This window comes from Nocardioides oleivorans (assembly GCF_004137255.1).
Taxonomy (GTDB): Bacteria; Actinomycetota; Actinomycetes; order Propionibacteriales; family Nocardioidaceae; genus Nocardioides; species Nocardioides oleivorans.
Genome location: NZ_SDWT01000004.1, coordinates 129,686 through 146,039 on the forward strand (window position 1 = coordinate 129,686; position 16,354 = coordinate 146,039).

The window sequence follows — 16,354 nt, forward strand, 5'->3', positions numbered from 1 at the left end:
GACCCGATGCCACCCCATCTATCGATCTAACGGGGTACGACGAGCGCAGGCACGCAAGGACACCTCAAGATGGCCTAAAGACTTGGTCATTCCCACGCGAAACCCACAGGGATGCGCTAGCGCGACAGCAGGGGGTCCAGGGCAACCGCGACGAACACCAGGGAAAGGTAAAGATTCGAGGCGTGGAAGAGGCGCATCGGGTTGATCTCGCTCAGCACGTCCGACGCCTTCGCGCGCCGCCACATGCGGTGCGCCTCGACCAGGAACACCACGCCGAGGACGGCGACCGCGATCGGGTAGACCAGGCTCGTGCCGGCCACCGGCCAGAGCAGCAGGGACGTCGCGACCATCACCCAGCTGTAGACCACGATCTGCCGACCGACCTCGGCGGCCGGCTTGACCACGGGCAGCATCGGGACGTCGACGTTGCGGTAGTCCTCGCGGTAGCGCAGGGCCAGCGCCCACGTGTGCGGAGGCGTCCAGAAGAAGACGACCAGGAACAGGACCACCGGCGTCCAGGCCAGCTCGCCGGTCACCGCCGTCCAGCCGATCAGCGCCGGGAAGCACCCGGCCAGGCCGCCCCAGACGATGTTCTGGGTCGTGCGGCGCTTGAGCAGCATCGTGTAGACGAAGACGTAGAACGCGTTGGCGCCCAGCGACAGCGCGGCCGAGAGGTAGTTGACCCACAGCGCCAGCACGACCGTGGAGAGCACGGCCAGCACGGTCGCGAAGACCAGGGCCGAGGTGGGCGAAACGATGTGGCGCGGGAGCGCCCGGCGCCGGGTGCGGCGCATCTGCTCGTCGATGTCGCGGTCGTAGACGCAGTTGTAGGCCGACGCCGATCCCGCCGACAGCGCGCCGCCGACGACGGTCGCGGCGACGAGGCCGAGGGCCGGGATGCCGCGCTCGGCGAAGAACATCACCGGCACGGTCGTCAGGAGCAGCAGCTCGATGACCCGCGGCTTGGTCAGCCCGACGTAGGCGCCGACGACGTCGCGCCAGGTCTTCGGGCCCTCCTGCTGGGCACCGTCGTCACCGGTCGACTGCCGGTCGGACGCAGCAGCGTGCGGGCCGGCGTGGGACACGGTGGGAACCTCGGACTGACGGTGGATGGGACGCGAACTCTTCGAAGCGTAAGGGGCTGTCCTCAGCGCCCGGAATCCAGTGTCCGGGACCACCCTCAGGCGGGGTCGAGTCTACGCGGCCACGGGGATAGGCTCGCAGTCGAGGCCACCCAGAGGGACCTGTGATCCCGCACTCCCTTCCCGCACCTGGCCCCGAAACGCCATCGAGAGGAACTGCGTTGACCGAGAAGTCCGCCCTGCCCGCCACCCTCGAGTGGACCGAGATCGACGACAAGGCCGTCGACACCGTCCGCGTGCTGGCGATGGACGCAGTGCAGAAGGTCGGCAACGGCCACCCCGGCACCGCCATGAGCCTCGCGCCGGCGGCGTACCTCCTCTTCCAGAAGGTGATGCGCCACGACCCGGCCGACCCGGAGTGGATCGCCCGCGACCGCTTCGTCCTGTCCTGCGGCCACTCCAGCATCTCGCTCTACCTCCAGCTCTTCCTCGGCGGCTACGGCCTCGAGCTCGACGACATCAAGGCGCTGCGCACGTGGGGCTCGAAGACCCCCGGCCACCCCGAGCTCGGCCACACCGCCGGCGTCGAGGTGACGACCGGCCCGCTCGGCCAGGGCGTCGGCAACGCGGTCGGCATGGCGCTGTCCGGCCGCCGGGTGCACGGCATGCTCGACCCCGACGCCGCTGCCGGTGAGAGCCTGTTCGACCACCAGGTCTACGCGATCGCCTCCGACGGCGACCTCGAGGAGGGAGTGAGCTCCGAGGCCAGCTCCATCGCCGGCACGCAGAAGCTCGGCAACCTCACCGTCATCTACGACCGCAACCGCATCTCGATCGAGGGCGACACCGACATCGCCTTCACCGAGGACGTGGCCAAGCGCTACGAGGCCTACGGCTGGCACGTGCAGACGGTCGACTGGACCAACGGTGGGACCGACTACGTCGAGGACGTCCCCGCCCTCTACTCCGCCATCCGCAAGGCACACGCGAAGGGCGATCAGCCGTCGCTGATCGTCCTCGACACGGTCATCGCCTGGCCGGCACCGAACGCCCAGGGCACCGAGGCCGCCCACGGCAGCGCACTCGGCGCCGACGAGGTCGCGGCCACCAAGAAGGTGCTGGGCTTCGACCCCGACCGGACCTTCGAGGTCCCGACGGGCGTCCTCGAGCACACCCGTCAGCTGCGCGAGCGCGGCTCCGCGTGGGGTGCGGAGTGGGACGAGCGTTACACCGCCTGGGCCGCCGAGCACCCCGAGTCGGCCGAGCTGCTGCACCGGCTGAAGCGCCGGGAGATGCCGGTCGGCCTCGCCGACGCGCTGCCGACGTTCCCCGCCGATGCGAAGGGCGTCGCGACCCGCTCGGCGTCCGGCAAGGTGATCAACGCCCTCGCGCCGGTGCTGCCCGAGCTGTGGGGCGGCTCGGCCGACCTCGCCGGCTCCAACAACACCACGATCACCAGTGCCCCGTCCGTCGGCCCCGAGGTCGCCGAGGTGGGCGAGTGGAGCACCGATCCGTTCCAGGGCCGGGTCCTCCACTTCGGCATCCGCGAGCACGGCATGGGCGCGATCATGAACGGCATCGCGGCCGACCGGCTCACGCGCGTCTTCGGTGGCACGTTCCTCACCTTCTCCGACTACATGCGGGGCTCCGTCCGCGTGGCCGCCCTCAGCAAGCTGCCGGTGACCTACGTCTGGACCCACGACTCGATCGGCCTCGGCGAGGACGGCCCGACGCACCAGCCCATCGAGCACCTCGCCGCGCTGCGGGCGATGCCCGGGCTCGACGTCGTACGACCGGCGGACGCGAACGAGACCGTCGCCGCCTGGCAGACCATCCTCGAGCGCACCGACACCCCGGCGGCCCTCGCACTGACCCGCCAGAACGTGCCGGTCTTCCCGCGGGGCGAGGAGGGCTTCGCGTCCACCGAGGGTGTGGCGCGCGGCGCCTACGTCCTCCTGGACTCCGACAAGGGCACGCCCGACGTGATCCTGGTCGGCACCGGGTCCGAGGTGCAGCTCGCCGTCGAGGCCAGGCGCCTGCTCGCCGAGGACGGCGTCGACGCCCGCGTGGTCTCGATGCCGTGCCTGGAGTGGTTCGAGGAGCAGGACGAGTCCTACCGCGACCTCGTGCTGCCGCCCACCGTCAAGGCCCGGGTCTCCGTCGAGGCCGGTGTCAGGCAGGGCTGGCGCGAGATCGTCGGCGACAACGGCCGGATCGTCTCCATCGACCACTACGGCGCCTCGGCCGACTACGCCCGGATCTACACCGAGTTCGGCGTCACCGCCCAGGCGGTCGCCGACGCGGCGCGCGACAGCATCGCCGTCGTCACCGCCTGACACCCACCGACCACGTTCGACGTACGACTGACACCGGAGGCACTCCATGAACGACCGTCTCAAGGCCCTGGCTGACGCCGGGGTGTCCATCTGGCTCGACGACCTCTCCCGCGAACGCCTCCAGACGGGCAACCTCGCCGACCTGGTCGAGAACAGCAACGTCGTCGGCGTGACGTCCAACCCGGCGATCTTCCAGGCCGCGCTGGCCGACGGCGAGCGCTACGACCCGCAGGTCCGCGAGCTCGCGGCCGCCGGTGCCGACGTCGAGAAGGCCACCCAGACCATCACCACCGACGACGTCCGCGAGGCGTGCAAGGTGCTGCGGCCCGTCTTCGACGTGACCGACGGAGTGGACGGTCGCGTGTCGATCGAGGTCTCCCCCGGTCTGGCGCACGACACCGAGCAGACCGTCGCGGAGGCGGCCGAGCTCTGGCGCATCGTCGACCAGCCCAACCTGCTCATCAAGATCCCCGGGACCAAGGAGGGGTGGCCGGCCATCACCGAGACGATCGCCGCCGGCATCTCGGTCAACGTCACGCTGATCTTCGGCCTGGAGCAGTACCGCAACGTGATGGAGGCCTACGTCGCCGGTCTGGAGAAGGCGCTGGCCAACGGCCACGCGCTCGCCGACATCCACTCGGTGGCGTCGTTCTTCGTCTCGCGCGTCGACGGCGAGATCGACAAGCGCCTCGAGGCCACCACGGAGGGTCCCGGCACCGACCCGGCCCTGCGCGGCAAGGCGGGCGTCGCCAACGCGCGCCTGGCCTTCAAGCTCTACGAGGAGTTCTTCGCCGGCGAGCGCTGGGAGGCGCTCGAGGCCGAGGGTGCCCGCAAGCAGCGGCCCCTGTGGGCCTCGACCGGCGTGAAGAACCCCGACTACGACGACACGATGTACGTCGTCGACCTCGTCGTCGAGGACACCGTCAACACCATGCCGGAGAAGACCCTCGACGCGGTCGCCGACCACGGCGAGGTGCGCGGCGACCGGGTGCGGCCGTTCTACGACGACGCCGCGGCGCACATGCAGGCGCTGGCCGACGCGGGCATCGACTACGACGACGTGATCGAGGTGCTGCTCCAGGAGGGCGTGGAGAAGTTCCTCGTCGCGTGGGACGAGCTCCAGACCACGCTGGCCGCGTCGCTCGAGGCAGCGCGGTCGTGACGGACGGGCCGGTGGATCCGACCACGACGCCGGCCTGGGACGCGCTGGCCGCGCTCGCGGCCGGCTTCACGCCCGACCTGCGCGGCTGGTTCGACGACGACGCCGGCCGGACGTCGTCCCTGACCCGCCCGGTGGGCGACCTGCACGTCGACCTGTCGAAGACGTTCCTGCGCGACGACGTGCGTGCGCGCCTGCTCGACCTCGCCGCCGAGACCGGCGTCGTCGAGCGGCGCGACGCGATGTTCGCGGGCACGCACGTCAACACCACCGAGGACCGGGCCGTCCTGCACACCGCCCTGCGGCTGCCCGCCGACGCGTCCCTGTCCGTCGACGGCCAGGACGTGGTGGCCGACGTCCACGAGGTGCTGGACCGCGTGTACGCCTTCGCCGCACAGGTGCGGTCGGGAGAGTGGACGGGCGTCACCGGCAAGCGCATCGAGACGGTCGTCAACATCGGCATCGGCGGCTCCGACCTCGGACCGGTGATGGCCTACGAGGCCCTCGAGCCCTACCACCAGGACGGGCTCACCTGCCGGTTCATCAGCAACATCGACCCGACCGACGCCGGGCAGGAGCTGAAGGGCCTCGACCCGGAGACGACCCTCTTCATCGTCTCCAGCAAGACCTTCGGCACCCTCGAGACGCTGACCAACGCACGGCTGTGCCGTTCCTGGCTCCTCGACCACCTGCCCGACGACGCCGACCGGGAAGCCGCCGTCGCGCAGCACTTCGTCGCCGTCTCGACCGCGCTCGACAAGGTCGCGGACTTCGGCATCGACCCCGCCAACGCGTTCGGCTTCTGGGACTGGGTCGGCGGGCGCTACTCGATGGACTCCGCGATCGGGCTCTCGCTCGTGATCGCGATCGGGCCCGATCGCTTCGCCGAGATGCTCGCCGGCTTCCACACCGTCGACGAGCACTTCCGCACGACGCCCGCCGACTCCAACGTGCCGTTGCTGATGGGGCTGCTCAACGTCTGGTACGTCAACTTCCTCGGCGCCCACACCCACGCGGTCCTCCCCTACTCCCAGCTGCTGCACCGCTTCCCGGCCTACCTCCAGCAGCTCACGATGGAGTCCAACGGCAAGGGCGTGCGCTGGGACGGCACCGCGGTCGGCTACGACACCGGCGAGGTCTTCTGGGGCGAGCCGGGCACCAACGGCCAGCACGCCTTCTACCAGCTGATCCACCAGGGGACGCGGCTCGTCCCGGCCGACTTCATCGCCTTCGCGCGGCCGGCGTACGCGCTCCAGGACGGCGACACGGACGTGCACGAGCTCTTCCTGGCGAACTTCTTCGCACAGACCAAGGCGCTCGCCTTCGGCAAGACCGCCGACGAGGTGCGTGCCGAGGGCGTCGCCGAGGAGCTGGTGTCCGCGCGCACGTTCCCGGGCAACCGGCCGACCACCTCGATCATGGCGCCGGAGCTGACGCCGGGCGTGCTCGGGCAGCTGGTCGCGCTCTACGAGCACATCACCTTCGTCGAGGGCGCGGTGTGGGGCATCGACAGCTTCGACCAGTGGGGCGTCGAGCTGGGCAAGCAGCTCGCCCAGCAGCTGCGCCCTGCCGTGTCCGGTGACGCCGCCGTCGCCGCCGAGCAGGACGCGTCCACCCAGTCGCTCATCCGCTACTACCAGGAGCACCGAGGCCGATGACCTACACCAACCCCCTGCGCGACCCGCAGGACCGGCGGCTGCCCCGCATCGCCGGCCCGTGCGGGATGGTGCTCTTCGGCGTCACCGGTGACCTGTCGCGCAAGAAGGTCATGCCGGCGATCTACGACCTCGCCAACCGCGGTCTCCTGCCGCCCGGCTTCAGCCTCGTCGGCTTCGCGCGACGCGACTGGGCCGACCAGGACTTCGCGCAGATCGTGCACGACGCGGTCAAGGAGCACGCGCGCACGCCGTTCCGCGAGGAGGTCTGGAAGCAGCTGTCCGAGGGCTTCCGCTTCGTCCCCGGCAACTTCGACGACGACGACGCCTTCGACAACCTGCGCCGCACCGTCGAGGAGCTGGACCAGCTGCGCGGCACCGGCGGCAACATGGCGTTCTACCTCGCCATCCCGCCGGCGTTCTTCGGCACCGTCGTGGGCCAGCTCAAGGAGCACGGCCTCGCCGACCCAGGCCCCGACCAGTGGCGCCGGGTGGTGGTGGAGAAGCCGTTCGGGCACGACCTCGAGTCGGCCCGCGAGCTCAACGCGACGCTCGCCGGCGTCTTCCCGTCGGGGTCGGTCTTCCGGATCGACCACTACCTCGGCAAGGAGACGGTGCAGAACATCCTGGCGATGCGCTTCGCCAACAACATGTTCGAGCCGATCTGGAACTCCAACTACGTCGACCACGTGCAGATCACCATGGCCGAGGACATCGGCATCGGTGGCCGCGCCGGCTACTACGACGGCATCGGCGCGGCGCGCGACGTGATCCAGAACCACCTCCTCCAGCTCATGGCGCTCGTCGCGATGGAGGAGCCCATCGCGTTCGACGCCGAGAGCTTGCGGATCGAGAAGCAGAAGGTGCTCGCCTCGGCGAAGCTGCCGCAGCGCCTCGACCTGTCGACGGCTCGCGGCCAGTACACGGCCGGCTGGGCCGGCGGCGAGAAGGTCATCGGCTTCCTCGAGGAGGAGGGCATCAAGCAGACCTCCACCACCGAGACCTTCGCCGCGATAACGGTCAACGTCGACACGCGCCGCTGGGCGGGCGTCCCGTTCTACCTGCGCACCGGCAAGCGCCTGGGCCGCCGGGTCACCGAGGTCGCCGTGGTGTTCAAGAAGGCGCCCCACCTGCCGTTCACGTCCACCGCCACCGAGGACCTCACCCAGAACGCCCTCGTGATCCGGGTCCAGCCCGACGAGGGGATGACCATGCGGTTCGGCGCGAAGGTGCCCGGCACGGCGATGGAGATCCGCGACGTCAACATGGACTTCGCCTACGGCGGCTCCTTCACCGAGGCCAGTGCCGAGGCCTACGAGCGCCTCATCCTCGACGTCCTGCTCGGCGACCCGCCGCTCTTCCCGCGGCACGAGGAGGTCGAGCTCTCCTGGAAGATCCTCGACCCGGTCATGGAGCACTGGGCGAGGAAGGGCAGGCCCGAGCCCTACGACTCCGGCACCTGGGGTCCGGAGTCGGCGGACAAGATGATGGCGCGCGACGGCCGGACCTGGAGGAGGCCCTGATGACCTCACCCCACGCTGTTCTTCGCCTCCCCCGCTTCGCTCCTCCGCCGAACAACACCGAGGGGACCCCGAGATGATCGAGCTCACCGACACCAACTCGTCGTCGATCGCGGCCGAGTTCGTCCGCTCCCGCGTCCGCGCCGGCAGCCCCGCCATGGGCATGGTCATGACGCTGATCATCGTGGCGCCCGAGGACGACGCGGCCGAGGCGATGGAGGCCGCCAAGCGCGCCTCGCGCGAGCACCCCTCGCGGGTCCTCGGGGTGATCCTCGGCGACGGCCGTGGAGCCGCCCAGGTCAACGCCCAGGTCGGCAGTGGCGACGGCTGGGGCGGTGAGACCGCGCTGATCCGGCTCAAGGGCGAGGTGGTCAAGCACGCCGAGTCCGTCGTGCTGCCCCTGCTGCTCCCCGACTCCCCCGTGGCGATCTGGTGGCCCACGTCCGCGCCGAGCGACCCGGCGTCGGACCCGCTCGGCGCCATCGCGCAGCGGCGCATCACCGACTCCGCCGCGGTGTCCCGCGGCAAGTCCACCGCGATGCTCACCCAGTGCGAGACCTACGCGCCCGGCAACACCGACCTCAGCTGGACGCGCCTCACGCCGTGGCGGGCACTGTTGGCAGCGGCCCTCGACCAGCACCCGCTGAAGGTCACCGGCGCCAAGGTCACCGCCGAGCGCGTCAGCCCCAGCGCCGACCTGCTCGTCGCGTGGCTGGCCGACCGGCTGAAGGTGCCGGTGGACCGCGCCAACTCCGAGGGCCCCGGCATCACCGAGGTCACGATGGACACCAAGCAGGGCCCGATCCGGATCGCCCGAGGGGACGGACGCCTGGCGACCTTCACCTCGCCGAACCGCCCCGATCGCCCCGTCGCGCTCAAGCGTCGCGAGGTCCCCGCCCTGCTGGCCGAGGAGCTGCGCCGACTCGACGAGGACGACGTCTACGCCGAGGTCGCCAAGCGGCTCGTGAAGCTGCGGGGCAGGAAGTGACCGCCGCACCCGTGGTACGCCGCCACGACGACGCCGACTCGCTCGTCGGTGACGTCGCCTCCGCCCTGCTCGATCGGATCGAGGCCGCGCAGGCGCGTGGCGAGGTGCCCCACATCGGCCTCACCGGCGGCACCATCGCCGAGGCGTTGCACCGTGAGCTCGCCCGCCGGGCGCCGGACTCGTCGGTCGACTGGTCGCGCGTCGCGTTCTGGTGGGGTGACGAGCGCTTCGTGCCTGCCGACTCCCCCGACCGCAATGCCCTCCAGGCGCGTGAGGCGCTGCTCGACCACGTCCCGGTCGACCGGTCCCACGTGCACGAGGTGCCGGCCAGCGACCAGGTGGCGAGCGCCGAGGACGCGGCGTCGTCGTACAGCGCCAGCATGCGCGAGCACGGTGCCGGCTCCTTCGAGGTGCTGATGCTGGGCATCGGCCCCGACGGCCACTGCGCGTCGCTGTTTCCCGGGCACCCCGCGCTCGGCGCTCGTGACGAGATCGCCATCGCCGTCCACGACTCCCCCAAGCCGCCGCCGGACCGGGTGAGCCTCACCTTCGAGGCGATGGAGCGGTCCCGCGCGGTGTGGTTCATCGCCAGCGGCGAGGGCAAGGCCGAGGCGGTCGCGCGTGCCCTCGCGCCCGAGGGGACGATCGAGGAGACTCCCGCCCGCGGCGTCCGCGGTGAGGAGACCGTCTGGTGGCTCGACGAGGACGCGGCCTCCGCCCTCTGACGTACGGTCGCTCAGCCTGACGTCGTGGGAATCACCGGTGCTGACCGGGGATCCCCCGACGTCGGGTCAGAAGATGATGTCGCCGGACTTGCGACGGCTGCGGAGCAGGGCGACTGCCTCGTCGAGGATGTCGGCCGCCTCGGTCTCGGAGCGACGCTCCTTCACGTAGGCGAGGTGCGTCTTGTAGGGCTCGATCTTGGGCGCCGGGGGCGGGTTCTCCGAGTCCAGGCTGGCCGGGAGGCCGCACTTCGGGCAGTCCCACGAGTCCGGCACGGAGGCCTCGATCGCGAAGGTGACCACCGAGCGGTGGTCGTGGCTGCAGAAGTACGTCACCGTCTGCCGGGGCGCGGCCTCGCCGCGCTCGGCCTCACCCATCGGGCCAGCCCCGACCCGACTTCCGCGGATCGCGTTTCCACCACCACCAGCCACCGGGGGCTCCTTCTCAAGAGTCTCAGAGGGGAATCAGTTGCCCTGGTAGGCCATGAGGAGGCCCAGGGCGATGATGCAGGCAAACCAGATGACGCCGACGCCGACCGTGAACCGGTCGAGGTTGCGCTCAGCCACCGACGATCCCCCCAGGCTGCTGGAGACGCCGCCGCCGAACATGTCGGACAGACCGCCACCTCGCCCCTTGTGGAGGAGGACCAGCAGGATCATGATCGCGCTCGCAATGACGAGCAGGATGGTGAAGAGCAGAATCACGGTCGGAAGCCTACGTCACTCGTCGTCGAAGTCGGTGCGCGGCCTCAGAGGACGGGCATGTCGTAGAACCGGCAGATGCCGCCGAACTCGTCGACCTGCAGGCTCGCGCCTCCGACCAGGCAGCCGTCGACGTCGGCCTTGTCCATGATGCCGCCCACGTTGGCCGCCTTGACGGAGCCGCCGTAGAGGATCCGGAGGCCGTCCGCGGCCCCGTCGCCGTGCACCTCGCGCACGCGCCCACGGATGGCCGCGCAGACCTCCTGGGCGTCGTCGGGGGTGGCGACCTCGCCGGTGCCGATGGCCCACACGGGCTCGTAGGCCACGACGAGACCGGCGACCTGCTCAGCGGTGAAGCCCGCGAGCGAGCCGTCGACCTGCGAGAGCGTGAAGGGCACGTGCTCGCCCGCCTGTCGTACGTCGAGTCCCTCCCCGACGCACACGATCGGGACCATGCCGGCCGCGAGCGACTTGTGCGCCTTGGCGTTGACGAGCTCGTCGCTCTCGTTGTGGTACATCCGGCGCTCGGAGTGCCCCACGACGACGTAGGAGCAGCCGAGCTTGGACAGCATGGCCGCGGAGATCTCGCCGGTGTAGGCGCCGTTGTCGTGGACGGAGACGTCCTGCGCGCCGTAGCGGACCGAGAGCCGGTCGCCGTCGACCAGCGTCTGCACCGAGCGGATGTCGGTGAACGGCGGGACGACGACCACCTCGGCCTTGGCGTAGTCGTGGCGCTTGTCGGACAGCGTCCACGCCAGCTTCTGCACCAGGACCACCGCTTCCTGGTGGTTGAGGTTCATCTTCCAGTTGCCCGCCATCAGCGGGGTGCGGTCGTGCTTGGCCACGGGTTCAGTCCCTCTCGAGTACAGCGATGCCCGGGAGCTCCTTGCCCTCCAGGAACTCCAACGACGCGCCACCGCCGGTGGAGATGTGGCCGAACGCGGCCTCGTCGAAGCCGAGCTGGCGCACGGCCGCGGCGGAGTCGCCGCCGCCGACGACCGACAGCCCGCCCGAGGTGGTGACCTCGGTCAGGGCCTGCGCGACGGCGCGGGTGCCGTCGGCGAACGCGGCCACCTCGAAGACGCCCATCGGGCCGTTCCAGAAGACCGTGCGCGCGTCGGCCAGGGCCGCCGCGAAGGCGGCCGCCGACTCGGGCCCGATGTCGAGCCCGAGGGCGTCGGCCGGGATCTCCGAGGCGGGTACGACGACGGGCTGGGGCTCGCGGTCGCCCGACGGGAACGCCGTGTCGACCACGACGTCCGTCGGGAGCACGATCTCCACCCCGCGGTCCGCCGCCTCGGTGAGGTAGCGGGTGCAGGTGTCGAGCTGGTCGGCCTCCAGCAGGCTCTTGCCGACCTCGTGGCCCTGGGCCTTGAGGAAGGTGAAGACCATGCCGCCACCGATGAGCAGCTTGTCGGCCTTGTCGATCAGGTTGTCGATGACGCCGAGCTTGTCGGACACCTTCGAGCCGCCCAGGACCACCACGTAGGGGCGGTCCGGGTGCTCGGTGAGCCGGCGGAGCACGTCGACCTCGGCCGCGACCAGCCCGCCCATGGCGGACGGCAGCCGCAGCGCGACGTCGTACACGCTCGCCTGCTTGCGGTGGACGACGCCGAAGCCGTCGGAGACGAACACGTCGGCCAGCTGCGCGAGCTGGTCGGCGAACGCCCCGCGGACGGCGTCGTCCTTGCTGGTCTCGCCGTCGTTGAACCGGACGTTCTCCAGGACGGCGACGTCGCCGTCCTGGAGACCGGCGACGGTCTCGCTGGCGCTGGCACCGACGGTGTCGGTCGCGAAGGCGACCGGCTTGCCGAGCAGCTCCGAGAGCCGTGCGGCGACGGGCTCGAGGGAGTAGGTCGGGTCGGGCGAGCCGTCCGGGCGGCCGAGGTGGGCGGTGACGACCACCTTGGCCCCCGCGTCGGACAGCTCCTGGATGGTCGGCACGCTCGCGCGGATCCGACCGTCGTCGGTGATGGTGGTGCCGTCGAGGGGCACGTTCAGGTCCGAGCGGACCAGGACGCGCTTGCCGGTCAGGTCACCCAGCGAGGAGAGGCCAGCAGACGTGGTCGACATGGATCAGAGCGACGCGCCGACGTGCACGATCAGGTCCGCGAGGCGGTTGGAGTAGCCCCACTCGTTGTCGTACCAGCCGAGGACCTTGACCTGGTTGCCGATGACCTTGGTCAGCGGGGCGTCGAAGATGCAGGACGCCGGGTCGGTGACGATGTCGGTGGAGACGATCGGGTCGGTCGAGTACTTCAGGTAGCGACCGTCGGCGGCCGCCTTGACGATCTCGTTGACCTCGTCGACGGTCGTCTCGCGCGCGGCCTCGAAGGTGAGGTCGGTGGCCGAGCCGGTCGGGACCGGGACGCGCATGGCGTAGCCGTCGAGCTTGCCCTTGAGCTCGGGCAGGACCAGGCCGATGGCCTTCGCGGCACCGGTCGAGGTCGGGACCATGTTGAGGGCGGCGGCGCGGGCGCGACGCGGGTCCTTGTGAATGTTGTCCTGGAGGTTCTGGTCCGCGGTGTAGGCGTGGATCGTGGTCATCAGGCCCTTGTTGATGCCGAGGCCGTCGTGGAGGGCCTTCGCCATCGGCGCGAGGCAGTTGGTCGTGCAGGAGGCGTTGGAGATCACCGTGTGCGCGGCCGGGTCGTACAGGCCGTCGTTGACGCCCATCACGATCGTGATGTCCTCGTTGGAGGCGGGCGCCGAGATGATGACCTTCTTCGCGCCGGCGTCGACGTGGGCCTTGGCCTTGGTCGCGTCGGTGAAGAAGCCGGTGGACTCGACGACGACGTCGACGCCCAGGTCGCCCCAGCTGAGGTTGGCGGGGTCGCGCTCGGCGGACACGGCGATCTTCTGGTCGCCGACGAAGATCGAGGTGTCGTCGCTCGACACGTCGGCGTCGAGGCGGCCGAGGATCGAGTCGTACTTCAGCAGGTGCGCGAGCGAGGCGTTGTCGGTCAGGTCGTTGACGCCGACGATCTCGATGTCGGCGCCCGAGGCGCGGACGGCGCGGAAGAAGTTGCGGCCGATGCGGCCGAACCCGTTGATGCCTACGCGGACAGTCATGACATGTCTCCTTGGTGTGGGGCCTTCGGTGACCCCGTTGACAGCTCTGGCCTTCGGTGACCAGCATCACCGACCCTATCGGGTACGAATCAAGGCTGGACGGGTGGCCGTTCGAGGTACGGACAGGTAACTTGGATCGATCCAATCAGATACGTGAACCAGTGGGTCGCGCTGTCCACGGACTGCGACGGGCCGGACGGGGAGCCGGGAGTCAGACCTCGTCGGCCAGCATCTCGGGCGTCAGCGACGCCTCGGTGTCGGGGATGCCGAGGTCCTCGGCGCGCTTGTCGGCCATCGCGAGCAGGCGGCGGATGCGCCCGGCGATCGCGTCCTTGGTGAGGACCGGGTCGTGCAGCTGGCCCAGCTCCTCGAGCGAGGCCTGCTTGTGCTCCAGGCGCAGGTTGCCCGCCTGGTGCAGGTGGTCGGGGATCTCCTCGCCGAGGATCTCCAGCGCCCGCTCCACCCGCGCACCGGCGGCGACCGCGGCGCGGGCCGAACGACGCAGGTTGGCGTCGTCGAAGTTGGCCAGCCGGTTGGCCGTGGCGCGCACCTCGCGGCGCATCCGGCGCTCCTCCCAGGCCATGAGCGACTCGTGGGCGCCGAGGCGGGTCAGCAGGGCGCCGATGGCGTCGCCGTCGCGGATCACGACGCGGTCGACGCCGCGCACCTCGCGCGCCTTGGCCGAGATGCCGAGCCGGCGGGCGACGCCGACGATGGCGAGCGCGGCCTCGGGCCCGGGGCAGGTGATCTCCAGCGACGACGAACGGCCGGGCTCGGTGAGCGAGCCGTGGGCGAGGAAGGCGCCACGCCAGGCGGCGACCGCGTCGCAGCCACCACCGCTGACGACCGCGGGCGGCAGGCCGCGGACGGGCCGACCGCGCTGGTCGAGCAGGCCGGTCTGCCGGGCGAGGGACTCGCCGTCCTTGGTGACCCGGACGATGTAGCGGCTGCCCTTGCGGATGCCGTTGCCCTGCACCATCACCACGTCGGACGGGTGGCCGTAGACCTCCGAGATGTCCTTGCGCAGGCGACGGGCGGCGGCCCCGGTGTCGAGCTCGGCCTCGACGACGATGCGACCGCTCACGATGTGCAGCCCGCCGGCGAAACGGAGCATCGAGGCGACCTCGGCCTTGCGGCAGCAGGTCTTGGTGATCTGGGTGGAGGCGAGCTCTGCCTTCACCTGTGCCGTCATAGCCATGAGCGGAATCCTGCCATGCGGGTCAACGACCCTCACCCCGCGAGCGCGCGGAGGTGACCTGCGACTCAGCCCTCGTCGACGAGGCGGCGGAACGCCGCCGCCAGCCGGTCCGGGTCGTGCCTCGGCTCCCCCGGCACGGCGATGTCGTCGACGACCAGGCGAGCGCCCCGTCGGGCCACCGCCCGCTCGAGCCGGTCGCGCTCCTCGGCCCCGGCGAGCGCGACGGTCGAGGAGTCGACCAGCACGGCGTGGACGGTCAGGTCGGGGGCGTGCTCGAACAGGACCGCGAGGTGGTCCTCCGGTCCGAAGCCGGTCGTCTCCCCCGCCTGCGCCTCGAGGTTCAGCACCACCACGAGGCGGCCGTCGGTCTCGGCCAGCGCCCGGCGCAGTCCGGGCACCATCAGGTGCGGGATCACCGAGCTGAACCACGATCCCGGCCCGAGCACCACCAGCTCCGCGGCGAGGATCGCGTCGATCGCCTCCTGGCAGGTCGCCGGGTCCTCCGGCACGAGCGCCACGGACTCGATCTGGCCCACCGTGGTCGCGACCTCGACCTGGCCGCGCACGACGCTGACCTCGTCGGGGCGGGCGGCGTCGGCGCCGCGCACCCGGGCCGTGATGTCCATCGGGGTCGTGGCCATCGGGAGCACCCGGCCGTGGGCGCCGAGCAGCCGGCCGACCCAGTCGAGGGCGCGCACGTGGTCGCCCATCAGCTCCCAGAGCCCGACGATCAGCAGGTTGCCGACGACGTGGCCGTTCATCTCACCCTGCCCCGCGAAGCGGTGCTGGAGCACGTCGGCCCAGGTGGTGCCCCACTCGTCGTCACCGCAGAGCGCGGCGAGCGCCATCCGCAGGTCCCCCGGAGGCAGTACGCCGAACTCGCCCCGCAGCCGTCCCGACGACCCGCCGTTGTCGGCCACCGTGACGACGGCGGTCAGCTCGTCGATCGTGAGGTCGTCGTGGAGCCGGCGCAGCGCCGACAGCGTCGCGAAGAGCCCGTGGCCGCCACCGAGCGCGACCGCGGCCTGCGCGGTCTGGCGAGCCACCTCACTCCCTGCCGAGGTCGCGGTGGGCGGTGCTGACGTCGTAGCCGGCCGCGCGGACGCGGGCCGCGATCTCCTCGGTCATCGCCACGCTGCGGTGCTTGCCGCCGGTGCAGCCGATCGCGACCTGCATGAAGCGCTTGCCCTCGCGGAGGTACCCCTCGGCGACCGTGCCGAGGACCGGGAGGTACTGGTCGAGGAACTCGGCCGCGCCGGGCTGCGACAGGACGTAGGCCGACACCTCCGGATCGCGGCCGTTCTGCGGGCGCAGCTCGGGGATCCAGTGCGGGTTGGGCAGGAAGCGCATGTCGGCCACCCAGTCGGCGTCGACCGGGATGCCGTACTTGAAGCCGAAGCTGATGACGGTCACCTTGAGCCGGGTCGTGGCAGCGGTGCCGAACAACTCGGTGATCCGGTCCTGGAGCTGGTGGACGTTGAAGTTGGACGTGTCGATCTGGATGTCGGCGTCGCCGCGGATGTCGGCCATCACGTCGCGCTCGCGCCGGAGGCCGTGGAGCAGGCGTCCTCCGCCCTGGAGCGGGTGGGGGCGACGGGCCGCCTCCTGCCGGCGGACCAGGACGTCCTCGGTGGCCTCGAGGAAGAGCAGCGTGGTCGGCCGGCCGGTGACCTGCTGGTGGCGGTTGGCCTGGAGGGAGTCGAAGAACGAGCCCGAGCGGACGTCGACCACGACCGCGATCGGCTGGTGCACGCCCCGGCTGTCGTCGACGAGGCGCACCACGTCGCGCACCAGGGTCGGCGGGAGGTTGTCGACGACGAAGTAGCCGAGGTCCTCGAGCTCCTTGGCCGCGGTGCTGCGTCCGGCGCCGGTCATGCCGGTGACGATCACCAGCTCGCCGGGGGTCGGCTCGTCCATCAG

At 71.0% G+C, this 16,354-nt stretch carries 15 protein-coding genes; 6 read left to right on the forward strand and 9 right to left on the reverse strand.

The features are described from left to right. Positions 1 to 116 precede the first annotated feature (116 nt). Complete coding sequence (locus EUA93_RS20415; RefSeq protein WP_420819086.1) at positions 117 to 1,112, reverse strand: heme o synthase; 996 nt, start codon at positions 1,110 to 1,112, stop codon at positions 117 to 119. A gap of 191 nt (positions 1,113 to 1,303) precedes the next feature. On the opposite strand from EUA93_RS20415, the gene tkt reads away from it, so the two are divergent. The 6 genes from tkt to pgl all read left to right on the forward strand — a co-directional run bounded on the left by tkt (position 1,304) and on the right by pgl (position 9,465). Beyond that, positions 1,304 to 3,418 (forward strand): transketolase, encoded by a 2,115-nt coding sequence (gene tkt, locus EUA93_RS20420; RefSeq protein WP_129402180.1) that lies wholly within the window; start codon positions 1,304 to 1,306, stop codon positions 3,416 to 3,418. Positions 3,419 to 3,464: 46 nt separating this feature from the next. Continuing rightward, on the forward strand, positions 3,465 to 4,580 hold the full coding sequence (gene tal, locus EUA93_RS20425) for a transaldolase (protein ID WP_129402181.1): 1,116 nt from the start codon (positions 3,465 to 3,467) through the stop codon (positions 4,578 to 4,580). Then, on the forward strand, positions 4,577 to 6,235 hold the full coding sequence (gene pgi / locus EUA93_RS20430; RefSeq protein WP_129402182.1) for a glucose-6-phosphate isomerase: 1,659 nt from the start codon (positions 4,577 to 4,579) through the stop codon (positions 6,233 to 6,235). The genes tal and pgi overlap by 4 nt, the downstream gene beginning before the upstream one ends. Further along, a complete protein-coding gene (gene zwf / locus EUA93_RS20435; RefSeq protein ID WP_129402183.1) occupies positions 6,232 to 7,755 on the forward strand; it encodes a glucose-6-phosphate dehydrogenase in 1,524 nt (507 codons plus the stop codon). Before pgi ends, zwf begins: the two co-directional genes overlap by 4 nt. 73 nt (positions 7,756 to 7,828) lie before the next feature. After that, entirely contained in the window at positions 7,829 to 8,740 is a 912-nt protein-coding gene (locus EUA93_RS20440) for a glucose-6-phosphate dehydrogenase assembly protein OpcA (protein ID WP_129402184.1), read from the forward strand. Beyond that, complete coding sequence (pgl, locus tag EUA93_RS20445; RefSeq protein WP_129402185.1) at positions 8,737 to 9,465, forward strand: 6-phosphogluconolactonase; 729 nt, start codon at positions 8,737 to 8,739, stop codon at positions 9,463 to 9,465. The genes EUA93_RS20440 and pgl overlap by 4 nt, the downstream gene beginning before the upstream one ends. Positions 9,466 to 9,531: 66 nt before the next feature. On the opposite strand, the gene EUA93_RS20450 is transcribed toward pgl, so the two are convergent. The 8 genes from EUA93_RS20450 to rapZ all read right to left on the reverse strand — a co-directional run bounded on the left by EUA93_RS20450 (position 9,532) and on the right by rapZ (position 16,351). Continuing rightward, entirely contained in the window at positions 9,532 to 9,894 is a 363-nt protein-coding gene (locus EUA93_RS20450; RefSeq protein ID WP_129402186.1) for an RNA polymerase-binding protein RbpA, read from the reverse strand. 33 nt (positions 9,895 to 9,927) lie between these two features. Continuing rightward, the gene (secG, locus tag EUA93_RS20455) at positions 9,928 to 10,167 is read right to left on the reverse strand and encodes a preprotein translocase subunit SecG (RefSeq protein ID WP_129402187.1); all 240 of its coding nucleotides are present in this window, start codon (positions 10,165 to 10,167) and stop codon (positions 9,928 to 9,930) included. A gap of 44 nt (positions 10,168 to 10,211) precedes the next feature. Continuing rightward, positions 10,212 to 10,982 (reverse strand): triose-phosphate isomerase, encoded by a 771-nt coding sequence (tpiA, locus tag EUA93_RS20460; protein WP_129402253.1) that lies wholly within the window; start codon positions 10,980 to 10,982, stop codon positions 10,212 to 10,214. A 31-nt stretch (positions 10,983 to 11,013) separates the two neighbouring features. After that, a complete protein-coding gene (locus tag EUA93_RS20465) occupies positions 11,014 to 12,237 on the reverse strand; it encodes a phosphoglycerate kinase (protein ID WP_129402188.1) in 1,224 nt (407 codons plus the stop codon). 3 nt (positions 12,238 to 12,240) lie between these two features. After that, a complete protein-coding gene (gene gap / locus EUA93_RS20470; protein ID WP_129402189.1) occupies positions 12,241 to 13,236 on the reverse strand; it encodes a type I glyceraldehyde-3-phosphate dehydrogenase in 996 nt (331 codons plus the stop codon). A gap of 211 nt (positions 13,237 to 13,447) precedes the next feature. Beyond that, the gene (gene whiA, locus EUA93_RS20475) at positions 13,448 to 14,434 is read right to left on the reverse strand and encodes a DNA-binding protein WhiA (protein ID WP_129402190.1); all 987 of its coding nucleotides are present in this window, start codon (positions 14,432 to 14,434) and stop codon (positions 13,448 to 13,450) included. Positions 14,435 to 14,499: 65 nt separating this feature from the next. Further along, positions 14,500 to 15,480 carry a gluconeogenesis factor YvcK family protein gene (locus EUA93_RS20480; protein WP_129402191.1) on the reverse strand — a complete coding sequence of 327 codons (981 nt, stop codon included), beginning with the start codon at positions 15,478 to 15,480 and terminating at the stop codon, positions 14,500 to 14,502. 1 nt (position 15,481) lies between these two features. Then, entirely contained in the window at positions 15,482 to 16,351 is an 870-nt protein-coding gene (rapZ, locus tag EUA93_RS20485; RefSeq protein WP_129402192.1) for an RNase adapter RapZ, read from the reverse strand. Positions 16,352 to 16,354: the final 3 nt, after the last annotated feature.